Genomic DNA, 20,683 nt, shown 5'->3' with positions numbered 1-20,683 from the left:
GGGCAGGTTGAAATAGGTCAGGGTGGCGGCGATCACCACCAGCGAGGCCCGCGGCACCCCGGCCATGCCCTTGGAGGTGACCATCAGCAGCAGCAGCATGGTGATTTGCTGGCCGATGGTCATGTCGATGCCGTAGGCCTGGGCGATGAACAGCACCGCGAAGGTGCAGTACATCATCGAGCCGTCGAGGTTGAACGAATAGCCGAGCGGCAGGACGAAGCTGGCGATCCGGCGCGACAGGCCGAACTTCTGCAGTTCCTCCAGGGTCCGCGGATAGGCCGCTTCCGACGAGGCGGTGGCGAAGGCGAGCAGGGCGGGCGAGCGGATCGCCGCCAGGAGCTGCAGGGCGCGCTTGCCGACGATCAGCACGACGGCGAGGCTGAGCAGGCCCCAGAGCAGGCCCAGAGAGGCGTAGAAGCCGATGACGAACTTGGCGTAGTCGGCCAGAACGGCCAGGCCCTGGGTGGAGATGGTGGCCGCCAGGGCCGCGAAGATCGCCAGCGGCGCGGTCTTCATCACATAGCCGGTGACCTTCAGCATGATGGCGGCGACCTGGTCGACCAGGGCGGTCACCGCCGGCGCCTTGTCGTCGATGGCCGAGACCGCGGTGCCGACGAAGATCGAGAACACCACGATCTGCAGGATCTCGTTGTTGGCCATGGCCTCGACGATGGATTTCGGCACCAGGTGGGTGATGAATTCCTTGAGGGTCAGGGTCGAGGCGTCGACCGTTCCGCTCGCCCCGGCCGTCTCGGCGACCAGGTTCATGCCCACGCCCGGCTGGATCAGGTGCACCATGAACAGGCCGATCATCAGCGAGACGATCGAGGCCGAGATGAACCACAGCATGGTCTTCACCCCGACCCGGCCAATGGAGGCGGCGTCCTCCATGTGGGCGATGCCGGCGACCAGGGTCGAGAACACCAGCGGGGCGATGATCATCTTGATCAGCCGCAGGAAGACGTCGGTGATGATGGTCAGGTTCTCGGCGACGGTCTTGGCCTGCTCGGGGCTCAGGCCCTGATTCACGCCCCATCCGACCAGCACGCCCAGCACCATCGCCCCGACGATGAAGGCGGTGAAAAGTCGGTTCATGCGCTGGTCCCCCGGGGCCGTGGTCGATAGGCGAGGGCGCCGCCGTCGGACGGCCGTCACACTCGCAGGCTATGGATCTCCGCCGACCTTGTGGCCGAGAAAAGGGCGGTTCGTCCATAGGGATACGGTTTCAAGGCAGAGGCGCCTCGCAACCTGCGCCGGAGCAGGCTAAACTGACCCATGTCCAAAGAAGAAAAAGCTGCCGCCATCGTCGAGCGGCTCAATCAGGAATACCAGACGACTGTTCGGTCCTTGAGGACCTCGCTCCAGACCTTCCTTTCCGGCGGACCGCCGCCGACGCCCGCCGAGCGGGCCAAGGGGATCTTCACCTATCCGGAACTGCGGCTTTCCTGGCCGCCCGGCCGGGCCTATCCGCGGCTGTCGCGGGCCTATGCGCGCATCTCCCAGCCGGGGAACTACAGCGTCACCGTCACCCGGCCCGACCTCTATCGCGACTATCTGACCGAGCAGATCGACCTTTTGATGAAGGACTTCGACATCAGCGTCGAGGTGGGCCGCTCGACCCAGGAGATGCCGTTCCCCTACGTGCTGGACGGGGCGGTGGACCTGGCCATGGCCGATGTCGGCTCGGCCGAGATCGCCCGCCATTTCCCGACCACGGAGCTGGCCTATATCGGCGACGAGATCGCCGACGGCCTGTGGATTCCGAGCCTGGAGGAAACCCGGCCGCTGGCCCTGTTCGACGGGCTGCGCATCGACTTCTCGCTGGCGCGGCTGGCCCACTACACCGGCACGCCGGCCGAGCATGTGCAGCAGTACATCCTGTTCACCAACTACCACCGCTATGTCGACGAGTTCGTGCGCTGGGGCTGCGAGCAGATCCGCGAAGGGCGCTACGAGGCGCTGTCGGCGGCCGGCCGGGTGCTGGTCACCGCCGACACCGAGAACGGCGAGCAGGCGGTGGCCGACGGCCCCTGGCGGCGTCACCAGATGCCGGCCTATCACCTGATGGCGCCGGGCCGGCGCGGGATCACCCTGGTCAATATCGGGGTCGGGCCGTCCAACGCCAAGACCATCACCGACCACCTGGCGGTGCTGCGGCCGCAGGCCTGGCTGATGATCGGCCACTGCGGGGGGCTGCGCGGCTCCCAGACCATCGGCGACTACGTCCTGGCCCACGCCTATCTGCGTGACGACCACGTGCTGGACGATGTGCTGCCGCCGGAAATCCCGATCCCGCCGATCGCGGAAATCCAGGTGGCGATGAACCGCGCGGCCGAGACCGTCACCGGCGAAAGCGGCGAGATGCTCAAGCGCCGCCTGCGCACCGGCACGGTGGTCACCACCGACGACCGGAACTGGGAACTGCGGTTCTCATCGTCGTCGCTGCGGTTCAACCAGTCGCGCGCGGTGGCCATCGACATGGAGAGCGCCACCATCGCCGCCCAGGGCTATCGCTTCCGCGTGCCCTACGGGACGCTGCTCTGCGTGTCCGACAAGCCGTTGCACGGGGAGATCAAGCTGCCCGGCCAGGCCAACGCCTTCTACGAGCGCGCCATCGGCCAGCATTTGCAGATCGGCATCGCCACCATGGACCTGCTGCGCGACGAAGGCCCCAAGCTGCATTCGCGCAAGCTGCGCAGCTTCGACGAGCCCCCGTTCCGGTAGGGGCCGTCCTCAACTCTGGTCGTCATCCCCGGCCGCGCACGCGTGCCGGGGATCCATATGCGCCGGCGCGTAGCGGTCGGGCTCGACGTCTATGGATGGCCGGGACCTGACGGCCCGGCCATGACCAACCAGGAGGGTGACCGTCCGCCTTAGAACCGCGTCCGCAGGCCGAGCGTGAAGTTGCGGCCGCGCAGGGGCGCGACATTGGTGATGAACGAGGCGTGGTTCAGCGCCTTTTCGTCCAGCAGGTTGGTTCCGCGCACGAAGACCTGGCTGTCGAACCCGCCCAGGGCCAGGTCGTAGGCCAGGGTCGCGTTGACCATGTCGTAGCCCGGCGTGCGGGTTTCGAAGGCCGCGATCTTCTCCTGCTCGAAGACCCGCACATATTCGGCGCCGCCCGACCAGTCGCCGCGGGCGAAGTCGCCGCGTAGGCCGAGGCGTCCGGCGGGGATGCGCGGCAGGTCGCCGCCATTGTCGAACTTGGCGCGCACATAGTCGCCGAACACCGTGGCCGACAGGCCCGGCGCGAACTGGTGGCGCAGTTCGCCCTCCAGCCCGGTGAAGGTCGCGTCGGCCTGGCTGTAGCGGATCAGGCGGAAGTCCTCGAACTGGTCGAGGGTGTCGGCGTAGATGTAGCCGTCATAGGCGTAGCGATAGGCGCTGGCCGTGAAGGTCGTGGCGCCGTCGGTCTTCTTCAGCGTCAGCTCGACCGACTTGGCGGTCTCGACGTCCAGGGCCGCATCGCCGATCTCATAGGTGTTGGTCGCCAGGTGCACGCCGCGGGCGTAGAGTTCCTGTGCGCTCGGCGCCCTCTGGGACCGCGCGATGGCGAGCGAGACCTGATAGCCGGGCGCAAAGCTCCAGCTTGCGGCGGCCGAGGCCGAGAACGGCTGGTGATCGGCGTCCGGCCGGCCGAAGGCGCGCATATCCTGCCATTCCTGGCGCAGGGCGCCCTCGAAACGCCAGTCGCCGGCGACGTATTCCTCCAGCAGGAAGATCGCGGTGTTGGCGGTGCGGCTCTTGGGGATGAAGGATTCTGCGCCCACGGCCGCGAAGTCGCTGCGCGAAGTCTGCACCCCGAACACGCCGCGCAGGGCGCCGATCGGCGCGTGCTGGGCCTCGATGCGCGCATCATAGCCCTTGTTGGTGAAGGTGGTGGCCACCGTCCCCTCGTCGATCTCGTCGTGGGCGTAGTCGGTATAGCCGCCGCGCAGGCGGATGCGTTCGACGCCGGCGAAGGGCGCCTCGATCTCTCCGCGCAGGTCGAAGCGCTTGCTGGCCAGGTCGACGATCGGCGCGTCCTCGTGCTCATGATCGTGGTCGTGCTCATGATCGTCATGGTCGTCGTGACTGTGCCCGCCGCAGTGCAGGGTCGAGCCGTGCGGGTGGCAGCCCTCGTATTCGTGATTGTGGCCGGGCAGGCCGTACTTGCTGCGCTGTTCGGTATAGGCCGCGCCCAGATAGCCGCGCGATCCGACCCAGGAGAGGCCGAGGGTGGCGGTCCGGCCCTGGCTGAACGAACCGTCCAGCGTCTTTTCGCTCCAGTCGGGAACCTCGTAGTCGTCGGCCTTGCGCCCGGCCAGTTCGAGCCGGATGGCGAGATTTCCCGCCCCGCCGGTCGCGCCGATCACGCCCGCGCGTTCGTTGTCGGCCGAGCCCAGCCGCACCTCGGCTTCGCCCTCGAACCCGTCGTCGGGCAGGCGGGTGGGAATCTTCCTGTCGATCAGATTGACCGCCCCGCCGATGGCGCCGCCGCCATAGAGTAGGGCGCTGGGGCCGCGCAGAATCTCCACGCCTTCCAGCAGCAGCGGTTCGCCGGAGACGGCGTGGTCGGGCGAGACCTCCGAAGCGTCCAGCAGCGCCGCCCCGTCGGTCAGCACCTTCACCCGCGGCGCGGTCTGGCCGCGGATCACCGGGCGGCTGGCCCCGCCGCCGAAGGTGTCGGCATTGACGCCGGGCAGGCCGGTCAGGGTGTCGCCCAGGGTCGATTGGCGGCGATGGTCCAGCTCGTCGCCGCGCACCACGGCGACGTTGGAGGCCACGTCCTTGCCGCTGCGCCCCAGCGGGTCGCCGGCGACGATCACTTCACCGACCTCGAAACCCGGGCCCGACTGATCGGCGGCGGCCGCGCCCGCGAGCGCCGAGAGGCCGGCGGCGGCGAGAAGGATGGTTCTGAGTTGCATGCGATGACACCCCGACTGATGGAAGGCATGTCTGATATGTTATAATATATCATATATCAAGGCGCTTCGAAGTAGCCCTCGTCGTCGGGAGCCGGCGGGCCATGCGCCGGCGGGTCGGATGGACAAGGAATCTTAACCGGCAAGGGCCAAGCTTGAAGCCCCCGAGCCGGGAAGGGTGAATTCGGCTTTGAACGAGCGCGCTCCAGCCACAGAACGCCGCCGCAGGCGCCGCACGCCGTTTCGGCGGGCGCGGCGGGTTGGTGAACGCATCTCCGCGCTGGGCGTGAAGGTCGATCTGGTGCGGCCTGAAGAGGTGATGCTCTACATCGCCCAGGCGGTGGCGGCCGGTCGGCCGGCGCGGGTCGCCAACCACAACGCCCACAGCATCTATCTCACCAAAAAGAACCCGGATTTCGCGGCCTTCTTCACCCAGGCCGATCTGATCGAGATCGATTCCACGCCCTTGATCTTCTTCACGCGTGCGCTGGGCCTGCATAGCCGCCGGTTCCACCGCTGCACCTATCTCGACTGGCGCGACCACTTCTGGAGCGTGGCGGCCCGGAACAACTGGCGGGTGTTCTATCTCGGCGGCGCGCCGGGCGTCGCCGCCGAGGCCGGGCGGCGCCTCGCCCGCCGCTATCCCGGCGTCGACATCCAGGTTCGCGACGGCTTCTTCGACATGACGCCGGGCGGACCCGAGAACGAAGCGGTGCTGGCCCAGATCGCGCAGGCGCGGCCGCAGATCCTCTTCGTCGGCATGGGCATGCCGCGTCAGGAAATCTGGATACACGCCAACCAGCCGCGTCTGCCGCCCTGCGTGGTGCTGTCGGTCGGCGCCGCTTTCGACTACGAGGCGGAGGTGCAATATCCGGCGCCGCGCTGGATGGGGCGGATCGGGGTCGAATGGCTGTTCCGGCTCGTCGGCGATCCCAAGCGGCTCTACTATCGCTATTGCATCGAGCCTTGGTGGCTGATCGGGCCCGCCCTGGCCGACATTCGCAGGGCGATCGGCGAGGGACGCCTGTTCCGCTCGTCCAGGGGACGACGCAGCGATGGCGACCGCCCGGAGGTCGACACCCGCCATCTGGCGTAGATGCGTGTGGATCGGCTGGCGGACGGGCCTCGCCATCGCCACGCGGGACCGTTAAACCGGCGCTATGACCGATATCAATTTCGACGGCATCGAGAACTTCCGCGACTTCGGCGGCTATGCGACCGCCTCGGGCCACAAGCTGGCGGCGGGGCGGCTGTTCCGCTCGGCCAACCATGCCTACGCCACCGACGAGGACCTGGCCAAGCTGCGCGACCTGGGCGTGGCGGTGATCGTCGATTTGCGCCGCCGTCGCGAACGCGAGCGCGAACCGTCGCGTCGCTGGGACGGGTTCTCCGGCCAGGTGATCGAGAACGACATCGACGGCAACTACGCCGACTGGGCCGAGGCCCTGACCTCGGGCGAGGCGATCGACGCGGCCTGGTTCTATCGCGACAGCCTCGGCTATTACGAGCGCGCGCCGCACGAGCCGCGCCACGTCGACCTCTTCCGCCGGTATTTCCAGACCCTGGCGGCGGCGGACGGCGCCCTGGTGGTCCATTGCGCGGCGGGCAAGGACCGCACCGGCATGCTCTGCGCGCTCACCCATCACATCGCCGGCGTCCATCGCGACGACACCATGGCCGACTATCTGGCCACCAACGACGAGAGCCGCATGGCCAGGAAGATCGGCTTCCTCGGTCCCTGGATCGCAGACCTCACCGGCCAGGTGTTGGATGAGACAGCCCTGCGCCAGGCGGTCAGCGTCGATGCGGCCTTCCTCGCCAAGGCGTTCGAGGTGATGGAAGGCCAGCACGGCTCCATCGACGCCTATCTCGCCGATGTCCTCGGCGTCGACGCCGGCCTGCGGGCGCGGATCGAGCGGCGCATCCTGGGCTGACATCCCCGGCTCGATCCCCTAAGCGTCGCCCTGACCAGAATACGTATCAGACGGGAATGACGAACATGCAGAGCTTCCAGCCGCCGCGGCGCATCCTGATGGGGCCGGGCCCCTCCGACGTGACTCCGCGCGTCCTGGCCGCGCTCGCCCGTCCGACCATCGGCCACCTGGACCCGCAGTTCCAGGACCTGATGGAGGAGATCAAGGCCGCCCTCGCCCGGCTGTTCAACGCGCCCGACCACGCCTGCGTCCCGCTGCCCGCGCCCGGCACGGCCGGCATGGAAGCGGCGATCATGAACCTGCTGGAGCCGGGCGACCGGGCCGTCATCGCCATCAACGGCGCCTTCGGCGGCCGTATGGCCGACATGGCCGACCGGGCCGGGGCCGAGGTCGTGAAGCTCGAGTTCGAATGGGGCAAGCCGGTTGACCCGGCGGCTGTCGAGGAGGCGCTGAAAGCCGCGCCGACCAAGGTGCTGGCCTTCGTCCACGCCGAAACCTCGACCGGCGCGCGCAGCGACGCGGCCACGCTCTGCGGCCTGGCCCGCAAGTACGGCGCCCTCTCGGTGGTCGACTGTGTGACCTCGCTGGGCGGGATCACGGTCGACGTGGCGGCCTGGGACGCCGACGCGGTCTATTCCGGCACCCAGAAGTGCCTGTCGGCCCCTCCGGGCCTCTCGCCCATCGCCCTGTCGCCGCGTGCGCAGGAGGCGATCAAGGCCCGCAAGACCAAGGTCCGCAACTGGCTTTGCGACTTCAACCTGCTGATGAGCTACTGGGGCGGCGATGGCGGCCGCACCTATCACCACACCGCGCCGATCAACGCGCTCTACGGCCTGCACGAGAGCCTGGTGGCTCTCTTTGAGGAAGGTCAGCAGGCGGTGCTGGTGCGCCACGCCCGCACGCACGAGGCTCTGGCCGCGGGCGTCGAGGCCATGGGCCTGAAATTCCTGGTCGAGACCAAGGACCGGCTGCCGCAGCTCAACGCGGTGATCGTGCCGGACGGCGTCGATGAGGCGGCGGTGCGCGCCTATGTCCTCGACAAGTGGGACCTGGAGCTCGGCGCCGGCCTCGGCCCGCTGAAGGGCAAGGTCTGGCGCATCGGCCTGATGGGCGCCTCGGCCACCCCCTGGCACGTCCGCCTGTGCCTCAACGCGCTTTCCGAAGCCCTGGCCGCCCAGGGCTACAAGGCCGACGGCGCAGCCGCTCTGGCCGCCGCCGAGGCGAAACTCGCCTAGAGCCCTTTAGGGTTTGGTGGAACACCAAACCCGTTGAAAAGGGCTCTAAATCAAGCCCGTAGAGCGCGTTCGGGCGGGCGAACCGCTTACACTTCGCCCTAACGCGCTCAAGCCCGAGCCAGCGGCAGCACCTCGACCACGTCCCCGGCGCTCAAGGCCGGGGCGTCCGCCGGCCGGCGCAGCAGGGCGTCGGCGGCGGCGAAGACCGTGACCAGCGAGGAGTCCTGGTCGCGATAGGGGCGCACCAGGAGTTCGCCCGCCTCGACCGACAGCCGCGCGCGCATCCAGTGTTCGCGCGGGCCGTTCGCCTTCATCGGCTCGGCCAGTTTCGCGCTGGTCATCGGCAGGTTTTCGCCCCCGCCCTGCATCTTCATGACGATGGGGCGCAGGAACAGCTCGGCGCAGACGAAGGCCGAGGCCGGATTGCCCGGCAGGCCCAGCATCCGCCGCCCGTCGGCCAGCACTCCGAAGAAGGTCGGCTTGCCCGGCCGCACCTTCACACTCGCGACCTTCAGCGACAGGCCCAGCGCCTCGCCCGCCGCGCGCACCAGGTCGTGGTCGCCGACCGAGGCGCCGCCGACCGTGACGATCAGGTCGGCCTCGGCGCCGCGCAGGGCCTCGATCACCGCCTCCAGTTCGTCGCGGACGGGTTTCAGCTTGGCGGCCTGGCCGCCCCAGCCCTCGACCATGGCGGCCAGGGCCGGCGCGCCGGAATCGTAGATCTGGTAGGGGCCCGGCGCGGCCGGCGCCTCGATGATCTCCTCGCCGGTCGAGACGATCGCCACCCGGGGCAGGGCATGGACCGCGATCTCGGCGCGGCCGGCCGACGCCGCCAGGGACAACCGCCACGGATCGATGCGGGTTCCGGCGCTCAGCAGGCTTGCGCCGGCCCGGAAGTCGCCGCCGCGCGGCCGCACGCTGTCGCCGGCTGGGGAAGCCGGGACGGTGACGCGATCGCCCTCGCGCTGCGCATCCTCCTGGATGACGATGGTGTCGGCGCCGGCGGGGATCGCCGCGCCGGTGAAGATGCGCACCGCCTGGCCGGGGCCGACCTCGCCTTCGTAGCCGTGCCCGGCGGCGCTCTCGCCGACGATGGCCAGGGTTCCGGGCGCATCGGCGCTGCGCAGGGCCCAGCCGTCCATGGCCGAGGCGTCGAAGGGCGGCTGGTCGCGCGCGGCCGTCACATCCTCGGCCAGCACCCGGCCGACGGAGGCGCGCAGGGCGACGCGTTCGGCGGGCAGGGCCGAGATTTCCGCCAGCATCCGCGCGCGGGCGTCGTCGACGCCGAGCAGTCTCAGGTCGCTCACGGTCGCACCCAGTCGCCGGACTTGCCGCCGCTCTTGGTCAGCAGGCGGACGGTTTCGATGGTCATGCCTTTGTCGGCGGCCTTCAGCATGTCGTAGACGGTCAGGCAGGCGACCGAGACGGCGGTCAGGGCCTCCATCTCCACCCCGGTCTGGCCAGTGGTCTTGGCCCGCGCGGTGACGCAAAGCCCGCCCTCGCCCGGCGTCACCCGCACCTCGACCTTGCTGAGGGCCAGGGGGTGGCAGAGCGGGATCAGTTCGCTGGTCTTCTTGGCGGCCATGATGCCGGCGATCTCCGCGGTCGCCCGCACGTCGCCCTTCTTCGCATCGCCCGACAGCGCCAGGGCCAGCGTGGCGCCGTCCATCCGCACGAAGCCCTCGGCGGTCGCCTCGCGCGTGGTGGCGGCCTTGTCGGACACGTCGACCATGTGCGCGCGGCCGGTCTCGTCGATGTGGGTCAGCTTGCTCACGGCTATTTTTCAAGCAGCCGGGGCATGAGTTCGACCATGTTGCAGGGGCCATGGCGGCTGTCGAGCTGGGCGGAGATCACCTTGTCCCAGCCGTCCTTCACCGCCCCGTTCGAGCCGGGCAGGCAGAAGACGAACACGCCATCGACAATGCCGGCGACAGCCCGGCTCTGCAGAGTCGAGAGCCCCACCGACTGGAAGCTGACCAGGTGGAAGATCACCGAAAAGCCGTCGAGTTTCTTGTCGAACAATGGCTCGACCGCCTCGGGCGTCACGTCGCGGCCGGTGATGCCGGTGCCGCCGGTGGTGACGATCACGTCGACGGATCGCGAAGCGACCCAGGCTTTGATCTGCTCGCGGATCTGCGCGATGTCGTCCTTGACGATGCTGCGGTCGGCCAGCTCGTGCCCCGCCGCCTCGATCCGCTCGGCCAGGACCAGGCCGGAGGTGTCGCTCTCCTCGTCGCGGGTGTCGGAGATGGTCAGCACCGCGATACGCACCGGCTTGATCGCCTGGCTCTCGTCGATGCGGCCGCCGGGGGTGAGGGCGTTCATGGCTTGGTCGTCTCCCATCGGGCGATGTCGGCGTGGTCCTGGTCGCGCGGCTCGATCCAGCGCGAGCCGTCCGGGCCGGTCTCCTTCTTCCAGAAGGGGGCTCGGCTCTTCAAGTAGTCCATCAGGTAGTCGCAGGCCTCGAAGGCGGCGCGGCGGTGCGATGCGGCGGTGGCGACGAAGACGATGGCCTCGCCCGGCGCGATCTTGCCGATGCGGTGGACGATGTGGAAATCGTCCAGGGCGAAGCGCGCCGCCGCTTCGGTCGCGATCTGGCCGATGGCCGCCTCTGTGAAGCCGGGATAGGCCTCCAGCTCCAGGATGCGCGTCGCGCCCTGCTCGGCGCGGGCCAGGCCCGTGAAGGTGGCGATGGCGCCGGTCTCGCTGCGGCCTTTCGCAAAGGCGCTCAGCAGGTCGCCGGGTTCGAAGGGCTGGTCGGTGAGCGCGATCATCCGCCGCTCATCGGCGGCAGGAACGCGACCTCGGAGCGGGCCGACAGGGCCGCGTCGCCGCGCAGGATCGCCTGGTCCACGGCGACCTGCACGCCGGGTCCGCCCAGCGCCTGGGCCAGGGCGTCGTCCTCGCCCGACAGCAGCGCGCGCAGGGCGGAGATGGAGGGGGCCTCCACCTGCCGTTCGCGCCAGCCGGCGACGTCGGCCAGCCGGCCGAAAAGCAGCACGCGCGCCATGGCTCTAGCCCCCGGTGGTCGACATGTGGCGGGCCACCGCCGGGGCGGCGGCGCGCTCGATGCGGAAATCGTGCCCCTGGGGTTTGGCGTCCACGGCCAGGCGGATGGCGTGGGCCAGGTCCGCATCGCTCGCCCCGGCGCGGATCACCGCGCGCAGGTCGCTGGCGTCGTCGCGCCCCAGGCAGGTGTGCAACGTGCCGGTGCAGGTCAGCCGTACACGGTTGCAGCTCTCGCAGAAATTATGGCTGAGCGGGGTGATGAACCCCAGCCGCCCGCCCGTCTCCTCGACCCGCACATAGCGGGCCGGGCCGCCGGTGCGGTGGGCGATGTCGGTCAGGGTCCAGAAGCTTTCGAGCTGCGCGCGCACATCCTTCAGCGACAGGAACTGGTCGGTGCGGTCGACCTCGATCTCGCCCAGCGGCATGGCCTCGATCAGGGTCATGTCGCAGCTGCGCCGGTGCGCCCAGGCGATCAGCTCGGGCAGTTCGGCGGCGTTGTCGTCCTTCAGGGCCACTGCGTTGATCTTGACCGCCAGGCCCGCGGCCTGGGCCGCCTCGATCCCCCCGATCACCTTGGCGAGGTCGCCCCCGCGGGTCAGGCGGCGGAACCGGGCCGGGTCGAGGGTGTCCATGGAGACATTGACCCGCCGCACCCCATGCCGGGCCAGCTCGCCGGCGAACTGCGCCAGCCGCGTGCCGTTGGTGGTCAGGGTCAGCTCGTCCAGCGCGCCGGACCGCAAGTGCCGCGACAGGCGCTTGATCAGGTCCATCATGCCCTTGCGGACCAGCGGCTCGCCCCCGGTCAGCCGCAGCTTGCGCACGCCCAGCCCCACGAAGGCCGAGGCGATGCGGTCCAGCTCCTCCAGCGTCAGCACCTCGGCCTTGGGCAGGAAGGTCATGTGCTCGGCCATGCAGTAGACGCAGCGCAGGTCGCAACGGTCGGTGACCGAGACGCGCAGATAGCTCACAGTCCGGCCGAACCCGTCGATCAGCGGGCGAACCTCTTGCGGCGATGTGGCGTCATAGGGCGTCATGTCACGGCTAACATAGAGAGGAACGGCGATTGGCGACAGGGGCGGACGCATTCGAGGCCATCGTCCTGGCGGCGGGGTCGGGCAGCCGCTTCGGCGGCGGCAAGCTGCTGGCGCGGTGGGGCGATGGCGTGCTGCTGGACGGCGCATTGGCCGCAGCCTTCGCCGCCCCGGTCTCGCGGGTGAGCCTGGTCACGGGCGCGCAGGCGAAGGCGGTGGAGGCCGCCGCGCGCGCCTTCGCCGTGCGGTCGGGGCAGGCCGGCCGGCTGCATGTGGTTCACGCCGAGGACCACGCGGAAGGCATGGGCGCCTCGCTGCGCCGCGCGGCCCTGGACCTGCAGGCCGATTGCGCGGGGGCGTTCGTCTTCCTCGGCGATATGCCGCGCATATCCCCGGCGGTGTTGGCGCCCCTGGCCGAGGCTGTGCGGGCCGGCGCACCAGCCGCCGCGCCGGTGTTCGAGGGGCGGCGCGGCCATCCGGCCCTGATCGGCGCGGGCCTGCTGCCGCAGCTTGAGAGCCTTCGCGGCGACGCCGGCGCACGGGCGATCCTCAAGGAGCTCGGGCCGCGCCTGGCCCTCGTGGAGGCGCCCGATGACGGCGTGCTGTTCGATGTCGACACGCCAGGCGACCTCGACGCCGGGCGTTACCGGTAGTAATATTTCCTACCCATGAGGAGGCCCGCCATGTCGAAGGTCGAGAAGGTTTCCATCGCCCTGACGCCCGAATTGATGGACGCCGTACGCGTGGCCGTCGAGTCCGGCGACTACGCCTCCACGAGCGAGGCCATCCGCGAAGCCGTGCGCGATTGGAACCGCCGGCGGGAGGAACGCGCCGCCAAGCTCGCCGACCTGCGCGCCGCGATCCAGGCCGGGATCGACAGCGGGCCGGCGCCGCGTCATCGAACCGCCGAGGAGATCATCGCCGACGGCCGGCGTCGGCTGGCGGGTCAGGGCTGATCTTTGGCGGGTCAAGTGACGCGCAGCCGAGAGGCTGACGAAGACCTCACGGAGATCTGGGTCCGCATTGCGGCCGACAATCCGGCGGCGGCCGATCGGATGATCCATGCGTTGCTTGACGCGGAAGTCCGCCTGGCCGCGTTTCCGAACACCGGCCGGCCGCGGGACGACCTCCGTCCAGCCCTGCGCAGCCGTGCCGTTGGCTCCTACGTCATCTTCTATCGGGCGATGGAGGCGGGAATCTTCGTCATCCGTATCCTCCACGGCGCGCGCGACATCGACGACCTCCTAAGAGTCCATACCTCCTAGGCGCTCTTCATCAGCGGCTGGCTGAAGCTTGGCTGGCCGGTGATCGCCAGCAGGGCGTTGGCCACCGCCGGGCCGACGACCGGCGTGCCCGGTTCGCCGATGCCGCTGGGCGGGTTGGCCGAGGGTACGATGTAGGTCTCGACGGTCGGCGCTTCGGAATTGCGCAGCACGCGGTAGGTGTCGAAGTTGGTCTGTTCGACCATCCCATCCTTCAGGGTCACCTGGCCGAACAGCGCCGCCGACAGCCCATAGCAGGTTCCGCCCTCCATCTGGGCGGCGATCTGGTCGGGCGAGATCGCCACGCCGCAATCGACCGCCGTCACCACCCGGCCGACCTTGGAGACCCCGTCTTCCAGCTTCACCTCGGCGATCTGGGCCACCACCGAGCCGAAGCTCTCGTGCACCGCCACGCCGCGGGTCCAGCCGGCCGGCGCCGGGGTTCCCCATCCGGCCTTTTGCGCGGCAAGGTCCAGCACCGCCAGGTGCCGCTTGGCGCCGGCCTTGGCGTAGAGCGCGCGACGGTAGTCCACCGGGTCCTTGCCGGCCTTGCGGGCCAGTTGCTCGATGGTGTGCTCCATCACGAAGGCGGTGTGGGTCGCGCCCACCGAGCGCCACCACAGCACCGGCACCGGGGAGTCGGGCAACACCATCTGCGCATCGACGATGGGCGTCGCCTTCAGATAGGGCGAGCCCAACGCGCCCTCGACCGCGGTCTCGTCCAGCTTCGGCTGGCCCATGGGCGAGCCCTTCATCAGGCTCTGGGTGACGACCCGATGGCGCCAACTGGCCGGATAGCCCTCGGCGTCCAACGTCACCTTCACAGCATGATGGGTCAGCGGCCGGAAATAGCCGGCGGCCATGTCGTCCTCGCGCGTCCAGACCAGCTTCACCGGCCGGCCGCCGCCGACCTTCTTGGCGATGTGCACGCACTCGGCCGCATAGTCGGACTGGAAGTTGGCCCGCCGCCCGAACGAGCCGCCGGCGAACAGGGTCTCGATCTCCACCGCGCCCGGCAGCATGCCGACGATCTTGGCGGTGTTGAGCTGGTCGATGGTCGGGATCTGCGATCCGAAGGTCAGCTTGGCCTTGCCGCCGCCGATCTCGGCCACGCAGTTCATCGGCTCCATGGCTGCGTGCGCCAGGTAGGGGAAGTCGTAGGCGACCTCCAGGGCCTCGCCCTTGGCCTCCCCGATGTCCCCCCGGGTCTCGAAGGCTTGCCACTTGGCCTTGCCCTGCGGCTGCGCCTTGCCCGAGGCCAGGTCCTTGTAGCTGGCCAGGATCGCGTCGGAGGAGCGCGTCTCGGCCTTATCCTCGTTCCAGCTCGCCTTGACCGCCTCGCGGCCGAGCTTGGCCGACCAGGTGTCCTGGGCGACCACCGCCACGCCGCTGGGGATTTCGAACACGTCGACCACGCCCGGAACCTTGCGGGCCTCGGCGGCGTCGAACGAGGCGAGCTTGGCCCCGAACCGCGGGGCGTGCAGCACCATGGCGGTCAGCATGTCCGGCAGGTGGACGTCCTGGGTGTAGAGCGCCGTCCCGGTCGACTTGGCGGCCGAATCCTTGCGCCGCACGCGGTCCGTGCCGATCAGGGTGAAGGTCTTGGGGTCCTTCAGGGTCGGCGTCTCGGGCGGCGTCGCCTTGGCCGCGTCGGCCAGCAGGTCGGCGAAGGTCGCCGACTTGCCCGAGGCGTGGCTGACCACGCTGTCCTTCACCGCGATCTCGCCGGCCGGGACGCTCCAGCGCTCGGCTGCGGCCTCGACGAACATCGCGCGGGCCGCTGCGCCCGCCTTGCGCAGTTGCTCCCAGCTATTGGAGATGGCCGTCGAGCCGCCGGTGCCCTGGGCGCCCATGCCGAGATTGGCGTAGACCTTGGCGATCGCCGGGGCCTGTTCGACCTTCACCTTCGACCAGTCGGCGTCCAACTCCTCGGCGACGATGGCCGCCAGGCCCGCATGGTTGCCCTGGCCGAGCTCGACGTGCTTGGAGATGACGGTGACCGCCCCGTCCTCCCCGATCTTGATGAACGGGCCGAAGGCGCCGAAGTCGGTCTTGGCGCCGATGGAGAGCAGGTCGGTCGGCGAACAGGCGCCGACCACCAGGGCGCCGCCGACCACGGCCGCGCCGATCACCACGTCGCGCCGCGTCGCGCTGGAAATGTCCGAAGGCTTCACAGGGGCGTTCATGGGCGGTCCTCCGTTCAGGCCTTGGCGGCGGCGGGCGCCATGCCGGCCGCGTCCTTGATCGCCGCGCGCACGCGCTGATAGGTCCCACAGCGGCAGATGTTGCCGTCCATGGCCCCGTCGATGTCGGCGTCGCTGGGCTTGGGGGTGGCGGCCAGCAGCGCCACCGCCGACATGATCTGGCCCGACTGGCAGTAGCCGCACTGGGCGACGTCGTGCTTGATCCAGGCGACCTGCACCGGATGCGTCCCGCCCAGGCCTTCGATGGTGGTGATCTTGGCCGCGCCGACCGCCTCGACCGGTGTCACGCAAGCGCGGATCGGCTGGCCGTCCATCAGCACCGTGCAGGCGCCGCACTGGGCCATGCCGCAGCCGAACTTCGTCCCGGTCAGCTTGAGCTCGTCGCGCAGCACCCACAGCAAGGGCGTGTCGGGAGCCGCCTTCACGGCCAGGGGCTTGCCGTTGACGTCCAGGGTCGTGGCCATGAGGGTCCCTCCCGCATCATGTGAGCGTTCGCTCATCCTAACGGTGTTCAGGCAGGCTGGTAAAGTGGCTGCGTGGCGCGCCGAACCATGGTTAGGCTAGGGGCTCGCGTCGCCTTGCGAGACCCTCGACCCCAAGCCTGGAAACCCCTTGGACGCATTTCCCGCCTTTTTCCCCTTGAGCGGCCGCAAGGTGGTCGTGGCCGGTGAGGGCGAGGCGGTGCAGGCCAAGCTGCGGCTGCTGGATGGTTCTCCGGCGCAGGTGGTGCGGCTGACCGGCCCGGCGGCGGGCGATCCGGCCGCCTATGCGGGCGCGATCCTGGCCTTCGTCGCCAGCGCGGACGAGGCCTTCGCGACCGCCGCCGCCGCCGCCGCGCGCGCGGCGCACGTGCCGGTCAATGTCGTGGACCGGCCGCAGCTTTGCGACTTCACCACCCCGGCGGTGATCGACCGCGGCGAGGTGGTGGCCGCCATCGGCACCGGCGGCGCCTCGCCCATGCTGGCCACCCTGCTACGCCACGATATCGAACAGCGCGTGCCGGAAGGGGCCGGGCGGGTCGCGGCCCTGTTCCGGCGGATGCAGGACGAGGTGCGCGCCGCCTTGCCCGACCTGCCGCGCCGCCGCGCCTTCTTGCGCCGAGCCTTGAGCGGGCCGGCCGCCGCGGCCGCCCAGGCCGGCGAGATGGAGGCCGCCGTCGCCTTGCTGCGCCAGGCGCTGGCCGACGGCGGCGCGGCGGCGGGGCAAGTGGCCTTCCTGCCGGCCGGCGGTCCGGTCGATCTCCTCACCCTGCGCGCCGTGCGCGCCCTGGCCGCGGCCGACGTGCTTGCGCCCGATCCCGGCGTGGCGGCGGACCTGCTGGATCTGGCGCGCCGCGACGCCGAACGCATCGCGCCCGAGGCGGCAGCGCAGGCGGCCCTGGGCGGGCTGTCCGTGGTCCGCATGACCCTCGGCGCGCCGGACGGCGCCGAGCAGCAGGCGCTGGCCAAGGCCGGCGTCGCGGTGGACGTCCTGCCGGTCGCCGCCCCGTGAGCGCGTTGACCCCCGACGACCTGCAGGCGGTGCTGCTGTCGCTGAGGGTGGCCCTGGCGGCGATCGTCGTCGGCCTGCCCATCGCCGTGGCGGTGGCGGTGGCCCAGGCGCGGGGCCGCTTCGCCGCGCGGGTGGTGCTCGACGCCCTGGTCACCCTGCCGCTGGTGCTGCCGCCGGTGGCGACGGGCTTCTTCCTGCTCCTGCTGCTCGGGCGTCGGGGGCTGGTGGGGGCGTGGCTGGAGACGGTCGGGATCGTCTTCGCCTTCGACTGGACCGGCGCGGCCCTGGCCGCCGGGGTCATGGCCTTTCCGCTGATGGTGCGGCCGATCCGCCTGGCCATCGAGGCGACCGACCGCGAGGTGGACGAGGTCGCCCGCACCCTGGGCGCCGGGCCGCTGACCCGCTTCTTCCGCATCACCCTGCCGCTGGCCGCCCCTGGCGTGGCGGCCGGCGCGATCCTCGGTTTCGCCAAGGCGGTGGGCGAGTTCGGCGCCACCATCACCTTCGTCGCCGCCATCCCGGGCGAGACCCTGACCTTGCCCTCGGCGATCTATGCGGCGACCCAGTCGCCGGGCGCGGAGGCGCGCGCCGTCGCCCTCTGCGCGGTGGCCGCCGCCATCGCCGTCGTCGCGGTGCTGGCCTCCGACGCCGCCGGCCGCTGGGCCGCCCGCGCCGCCCGCGGCGAGAAGGGGTAATTACCCGGGTAATATTGACTCGATAATTTACCCGGATAAAAGGGGCGACCCGTCAGAAGGAGCGCCGCGATGCCGCCTGTCATTCCCGTATCGGCGCAAGCGGCGCTGACGCGCGCCCTGCGCACGACCTTCGGCGTCGAGGCGTCAGATTCCGTGGTCCGGCTGTCCGGGGGGCTCTCGGGGGCCCATGTGCTTCGTATCCGCGTGGGCGGCGCGCCCTACATCCTGAGGCTCGAAGCCGAGCGCGACGGTTTCCGGGACCCGGCCCGCGCCTATGCCTGCATGCGGATCGCCGCCGCCGGCCTGATCGCGCCGCGCCTGCGTTACGCCGACGCCGACCAAGGTCTGGCGATCATGGAATATGTCGAGGAACGTCCGCTCGCCCTCGACTACGCCGGCCCGCGGGAGGACCTGATCGTCGAGGCGGTGCAGACCGTGCGCGCCCTGCACGAAGGTCCGCCTTTCCCGCCGCTGGTCGACTATCTCGACGGCATGGACGCCCTGGCGGAAACCTTCCAGGCGCGGGGCCTGGTCGCGCCCGCGGCGATGGCTAAGCTGCTGGCCCTCTATCGCCGGCTTCGCTCGGCCTATCGAACTGCGCCGGACGACCTGGTCGCCAGCCACAACGACCTCAATCCGCGCAACATCCTCTATGACGGCCGGCGGCTGTGGTTCGTGGACTGGGAGTCTGCCTTCCTCGCCGACCGCTTCGTCGACCTGTCGTGCCTGGCCAATCTCTTCGCCGATACGCCGTCGCGGGAAGAACTGCTGCTGGCGACCTATTTCGGCCGGGTCGAGGAGACCCACCGCGCGCGGCTCTATCTGATGCGCCAGGTGAACCACCTGTTCTATGGTCTGGTCATGGCCAACGCCGTCGCGCCGCGCCCGCCGGCCGAGACCCTGGACGGCCCCGCCCTGGGCGAGCTGCATGAGGCGCTCGCGCTGGGCGAGCCGGTGCTCGACACCGACGATGGCCGCTTCGCCTATGTCCGCGCCCGCCTGACCGCTGCGCTGGAGGGTCTGCGCGCGCCGCGTTTCGAGGCGGCGCTGGCGGAGCTTACAGATCCAACGGCCGCCCCTTCGTCTCGGGCAGCAGCAACAGGCAGGTGACCACCGACAGCGCCGTGAAGGCGACGGGATACCAGAGGCCGGCGTAGATGTTCCCCGTCGCCGCCACGATGGCGAAGGCGGTGAAGGGCACGAAGCCGCCGATCCAGCCGGTGCCGATGTGATAGGGCAGGGACATGGCGGTGTAGCGGATGCGGGTCGGGAACAGCTCCACCAGGCAGGCGGCGATCGGGCCGTAGAGCGCGGTGGCGGCGATCACGAAGATCATCAGCACGCCGAACGCGCCGGCCAGGTTCATGCGCGCCGGGTCGGCCGCGGCCGGATAGCCGGCGGCGGCCAGGGCGGCCTTGATCTCCCCGTCGACCTTGGCCTTCACCGCCTTGGCCGCATCGGCGGTCAGGCCCTTGGCGCCTTCGGCTGCGACGACGGCCGAACCGACCCGCACCTGGGCCGGCGCGCCGGCGGCGCCGACCTCGTTGGAATAGGACACCCCGGCGCTGGCCAGCGCGCTCTTGGCGATGTCGCAGGACGAGACGAAGGCCGCCTTGCCGACCGGGTCGAACTGCAGCGAGCAGTCGGCGGGGTCGGCGACCACCACCACCGGCACGCGCGCCTCGGCCTCGGCCAGGGCCGGGTTCAGCGTCTTGGCCAGCATGTGGAAGCCGGGGAAGTAGGCGACCAGCATCAGGGTCATGCCCAACAGCATCACCGGCTTGCGGCCGATCTTGTCCGACAGCCAGCCGAAGACGACGTAGCCGATGGCGCTGACCGCGGTGGCCGACAGCATCAGGAGATTGATGGTCTCGGGCGCGACCTTCAGGAACCGCTCGATGAGGGTCTGGACGTAGAAGAAGGCCGTGTACCAGACCGCCCCCTGGGCCGACATGATCGCCGCCAGGGCCACCAGTACGATCTTCAGGTTCTTCCACTGGCCGAAGGCCTCGGCGTAGGGCGCCTTCGAGGCGGTGCCCTCGGCCTTCATCTTGGCGAAGGCCGGGCTTTCCGATAGCTTCAGCCGCATCCAGATCGAGATCGCCAGCAGTCCGGCCGAGACCAGGAACGGGATGCGCCAGCCCCAGGCGTCGAAGGCTTCCGGCCCGAACGCCGCCCCGACGACCAGCCGGCTGGCCAGGATCACCATCAGCGCGCCCAGCAGGCCGAACGCCGCGGAGGTCTGCACCCAGCCGGTCGCCCAGCCGCGGCGATCGGCTGGCGCATGCTCGGCTACATAGATCGCCGCCCCGCCATATTCTCCGCCCAGGGCGAACCCCTGGATGATCCGCATCAGCACCAGAAGCGCCGGGGCCAGCAGCCCGACCTGGGCGTAGGTCGGCAGCAGGCCGATGGCGAAGGTCGCCCCGCCCATCAGCACCACGGTCACCAGGAAGGCGCCCTTGCGTCCGGCCCGGTCGCCGATCCGCCCGAACACCAGCGCGCCCAGCGGGCGGAACAGGAAGCCGGCGCCGAACAGCGCCAGGGCGGCGATGTAGCCGGCCGTCTCGGGCAGGCCGGAGAAGAAGGTCTTGGAGATGACCTGGGTCAGGCTGCCGAAGACGAAGAAGTCGTACCACTCGAACGCGGTTCCGGCTGCCGAAGCCGTCACCACGGTGCGCAAGGACGCAGGTTTCTTGCCAGCCGGCGTCTCTACGGCGACTTCCGCCATTCTCGTCTCCCCCCAAGTCGGAAGAAGGTCTAACGCGGCGAACGGCGTTGTGGGAAGAGGGCCATAATTCCTCCCCCGCTGGGGCAGGGCAATCGCATATGGCGCGGATAAGCGGCGGCAGCCCACTCGCATGTCATCCCGGAAAGCGCGCAGCGCTTGTCCGGGACCTATGAACACCAGATGGAGC

At 70.0% G+C, this 20,683-nt stretch carries 21 protein-coding genes; 10 read left to right on the top strand and 11 right to left on the bottom strand.

Going from position 1 to position 20,683, the window contains the following annotated elements; genetic code table 11:
* Positions 1 to 1,095, bottom strand: a 1,095-nt coding sequence (locus tag ACE3TL_RS11750; RefSeq protein WP_374578876.1) for a dicarboxylate/amino acid:cation symporter, incomplete at its 3' end; no start/stop codon positions are given.
* A gap of 180 nt (positions 1,096 to 1,275) precedes the next feature.
* Here ACE3TL_RS11750 and ACE3TL_RS11745 point away from each other — a divergent pair.
* A complete protein-coding gene (locus tag ACE3TL_RS11745; protein ID WP_374578875.1) occupies positions 1,276 to 2,724 on the top strand; it encodes an AMP nucleosidase in 1,449 nt (482 codons plus the stop codon).
* A gap of 149 nt (positions 2,725 to 2,873) precedes the next feature.
* Here the strand turns inward: ACE3TL_RS11745 and ACE3TL_RS11740 are convergent, their stop codons facing one another.
* Positions 2,874 to 4,907: a TonB-dependent receptor domain-containing protein gene (locus ACE3TL_RS11740; RefSeq protein ID WP_374578874.1), complete on the bottom strand. Its 2,034-nt coding sequence runs from the start codon at positions 4,905 to 4,907 to the stop codon at positions 2,874 to 2,876.
* Between the two features lie 283 nt (positions 4,908 to 5,190).
* Between ACE3TL_RS11740 and ACE3TL_RS11735 the strand changes: the two genes are divergently transcribed.
* From ACE3TL_RS11735 to ACE3TL_RS11725, 3 genes are all read left to right on the top strand, one after another.
* Positions 5,191 to 6,000, top strand: coding sequence for a WecB/TagA/CpsF family glycosyltransferase (locus ACE3TL_RS11735; RefSeq protein WP_374578873.1), 810 nt, complete (start codon positions 5,191 to 5,193; stop codon positions 5,998 to 6,000).
* A gap of 64 nt (positions 6,001 to 6,064) precedes the next feature.
* Positions 6,065 to 6,838 carry a tyrosine-protein phosphatase gene (locus ACE3TL_RS11730; protein ID WP_374578872.1) on the top strand — a complete coding sequence of 258 codons (774 nt, stop codon included), beginning with the start codon at positions 6,065 to 6,067 and terminating at the stop codon, positions 6,836 to 6,838.
* A gap of 65 nt (positions 6,839 to 6,903) precedes the next feature.
* Entirely contained in the window at positions 6,904 to 8,073 is a 1,170-nt protein-coding gene (locus tag ACE3TL_RS11725) for an alanine--glyoxylate aminotransferase family protein (protein WP_374578871.1), read from the top strand.
* Between the two features lie 107 nt (positions 8,074 to 8,180).
* Here the strand turns inward: ACE3TL_RS11725 and glp are convergent, their stop codons facing one another.
* The 6 genes from glp to moaA are packed head-to-tail and all read right to left on the bottom strand — an operon-like array spanning position 8,181 to position 12,116.
* Complete coding sequence (gene glp, locus ACE3TL_RS11720; protein ID WP_374578877.1) at positions 8,181 to 9,371, bottom strand: gephyrin-like molybdotransferase Glp; 1,191 nt, start codon at positions 9,369 to 9,371, stop codon at positions 8,181 to 8,183.
* A 5-nt stretch (positions 9,372 to 9,376) separates the two neighbouring features.
* A complete protein-coding gene (gene moaC, locus ACE3TL_RS11715; RefSeq protein ID WP_374578870.1) occupies positions 9,377 to 9,847 on the bottom strand; it encodes a cyclic pyranopterin monophosphate synthase MoaC in 471 nt (156 codons plus the stop codon).
* A gap of 2 nt (positions 9,848 to 9,849) precedes the next feature.
* Positions 9,850 to 10,398, bottom strand: a complete 549-nt coding sequence (gene moaB, locus ACE3TL_RS11710; protein WP_374578869.1) for a molybdenum cofactor biosynthesis protein B — start codon at positions 10,396 to 10,398, stop codon at positions 9,850 to 9,852.
* Positions 10,395 to 10,847, bottom strand: coding sequence for a molybdenum cofactor biosynthesis protein MoaE (locus ACE3TL_RS11705; RefSeq protein WP_374578868.1), 453 nt, complete (start codon positions 10,845 to 10,847; stop codon positions 10,395 to 10,397). Before ACE3TL_RS11705 ends, moaB begins: the two co-directional genes overlap by 4 nt.
* Positions 10,844 to 11,083: a MoaD/ThiS family protein gene (locus ACE3TL_RS11700; RefSeq protein ID WP_374578867.1), complete on the bottom strand. Its 240-nt coding sequence runs from the start codon at positions 11,081 to 11,083 to the stop codon at positions 10,844 to 10,846. The genes ACE3TL_RS11705 and ACE3TL_RS11700 overlap by 4 nt, the downstream gene beginning before the upstream one ends.
* Positions 11,084 to 11,087: 4 nt before the next feature.
* Complete coding sequence (moaA, locus tag ACE3TL_RS11695; protein ID WP_374578866.1) at positions 11,088 to 12,116, bottom strand: GTP 3',8-cyclase MoaA; 1,029 nt, start codon at positions 12,114 to 12,116, stop codon at positions 11,088 to 11,090.
* Between the two features lie 29 nt (positions 12,117 to 12,145).
* On the opposite strand from moaA, the gene ACE3TL_RS11690 reads away from it, so the two are divergent.
* From ACE3TL_RS11690 to ACE3TL_RS11680, 3 genes are read left to right on the top strand one after another with little or no spacing between them, the layout of a single operon-like run.
* Complete coding sequence (locus tag ACE3TL_RS11690) at positions 12,146 to 12,766, top strand: NTP transferase domain-containing protein (protein ID WP_374578865.1); 621 nt, start codon at positions 12,146 to 12,148, stop codon at positions 12,764 to 12,766.
* Positions 12,767 to 12,796: 30 nt separating this feature from the next.
* Entirely contained in the window at positions 12,797 to 13,069 is a 273-nt protein-coding gene (locus tag ACE3TL_RS11685; protein ID WP_374578864.1) for a type II toxin-antitoxin system ParD family antitoxin, read from the top strand.
* A gap of 15 nt (positions 13,070 to 13,084) precedes the next feature.
* Positions 13,085 to 13,378: a type II toxin-antitoxin system RelE/ParE family toxin gene (locus ACE3TL_RS11680; RefSeq protein WP_374578863.1), complete on the top strand. Its 294-nt coding sequence runs from the start codon at positions 13,085 to 13,087 to the stop codon at positions 13,376 to 13,378.
* Here ACE3TL_RS11680 and ACE3TL_RS11675 read toward each other — a convergent pair.
* On the bottom strand, positions 13,375 to 15,561 hold the full coding sequence (locus tag ACE3TL_RS11675) for a molybdopterin cofactor-binding domain-containing protein (RefSeq protein WP_374578862.1): 2,187 nt from the start codon (positions 15,559 to 15,561) through the stop codon (positions 13,375 to 13,377). The genes ACE3TL_RS11680 and ACE3TL_RS11675 overlap by 4 nt on opposite strands.
* Positions 15,562 to 15,575: 14 nt before the next feature.
* Entirely contained in the window at positions 15,576 to 16,043 is a 468-nt protein-coding gene (locus ACE3TL_RS11670; protein ID WP_374578861.1) for a (2Fe-2S)-binding protein, read from the bottom strand.
* Between the two features lie 148 nt (positions 16,044 to 16,191).
* Between ACE3TL_RS11670 and ACE3TL_RS11665 the strand changes: the two genes are divergently transcribed.
* The 3 genes from ACE3TL_RS11665 to ACE3TL_RS11655 all read left to right on the top strand — a co-directional run bounded on the left by ACE3TL_RS11665 (position 16,192) and on the right by ACE3TL_RS11655 (position 18,875).
* Positions 16,192 to 17,070, top strand: a complete 879-nt coding sequence (locus ACE3TL_RS11665; RefSeq protein ID WP_374578860.1) for a bifunctional precorrin-2 dehydrogenase/sirohydrochlorin ferrochelatase — start codon at positions 16,192 to 16,194, stop codon at positions 17,068 to 17,070.
* Positions 17,067 to 17,765 carry a molybdate ABC transporter permease subunit gene (gene modB, locus ACE3TL_RS11660; RefSeq protein ID WP_374578859.1) on the top strand — a complete coding sequence of 233 codons (699 nt, stop codon included), beginning with the start codon at positions 17,067 to 17,069 and terminating at the stop codon, positions 17,763 to 17,765. Before ACE3TL_RS11665 ends, modB begins: the two co-directional genes overlap by 4 nt.
* A gap of 69 nt (positions 17,766 to 17,834) precedes the next feature.
* On the top strand, positions 17,835 to 18,875 hold the full coding sequence (locus ACE3TL_RS11655) for a phosphotransferase (RefSeq protein WP_374578858.1): 1,041 nt from the start codon (positions 17,835 to 17,837) through the stop codon (positions 18,873 to 18,875).
* Here the strand turns inward: ACE3TL_RS11655 and ACE3TL_RS11650 are convergent.
* Positions 18,823 to 20,496 carry an MFS transporter gene (locus tag ACE3TL_RS11650; RefSeq protein ID WP_374578857.1) on the bottom strand — a complete coding sequence of 558 codons (1,674 nt, stop codon included), beginning with the start codon at positions 20,494 to 20,496 and terminating at the stop codon, positions 18,823 to 18,825. The two genes, ACE3TL_RS11655 and ACE3TL_RS11650, sit on opposite strands and share 53 nt — an antisense overlap.
* Positions 20,497 to 20,683: the final 187 nt, after the last annotated feature.

Source organism: Phenylobacterium sp. (assembly GCF_041920015.1).
Taxonomy (GTDB): domain Bacteria; phylum Pseudomonadota; class Alphaproteobacteria; order Caulobacterales; family Caulobacteraceae; genus Phenylobacterium.
The sequence above is the reverse complement of the archived record's forward strand: the minus strand, read 5'-3'. Positions and strand labels throughout refer to the sequence as shown.